The 544-nt window shown below is 44.5% G+C and carries 1 pseudogene; it reads left to right on the top strand.

Annotation, left to right across the window (positions count from 1 at the left end):
- Positions 1-108: 108 nt before the first annotated feature.
- Positions 109-544, top strand: a pseudogene (locus tag RB620_RS30220) (IS1380 family transposase); the annotation flags it as partial.

Genomic DNA, 544 nt, shown 5'->3' with positions numbered 1-544 from the left:
CCTGAATTACGAAAGTATCACCTTATAAAAATATAAAAAAGTGCTCTAATCTTTGGTAGAATGGTGTTTGTCGAGAACATCACCAACCAAGGAAGGAGCACCCTTAAAGTGAAGTCTACCACAAAAATCACCCGCATGAAAACGGAATTTTCTATGAGAAATGCTACAAATTTTGCAGGCAGTAAAGTGTTCCTAGCCTTTCTCGAAACGATTGGCTTGAGTCGGGCTTTTCAAACCCTCGGCCTTTCAAAAGCGGCCAACGCTTTGTTCTCTACACATCTCATCCTTCAGTATCTTGTTATCGGCTGGCTGCTCGGCTGCGAACGCCTCTTTCATTTTAAATCGCTTGGACAAGATGCCCTAATCCGCCATGCACTAGGCGGTCGTCTGCCTCATCATAGCCTCCTTAACAAGGAGTTGATCCGCTTCGGCAAGTCGCATATGGAATTCGCGCCGAAGCTAAGAGAGCTTAATCTCGACATCATTAATCCTGTACTTCCTGATCATCCTATTCTCGACTTTGATTCCACCGTAGAAACCGTAT

Source organism: Paenibacillus sp. LHD-117, from assembly GCF_030929555.1.
Taxonomy (GTDB): Bacteria; Bacillota; Bacilli; order Paenibacillales; family Paenibacillaceae; genus Pristimantibacillus.
Note: the sequence above shows the minus strand (reverse complement) of the source record. Positions and strands in the feature narration are given on the sequence as shown.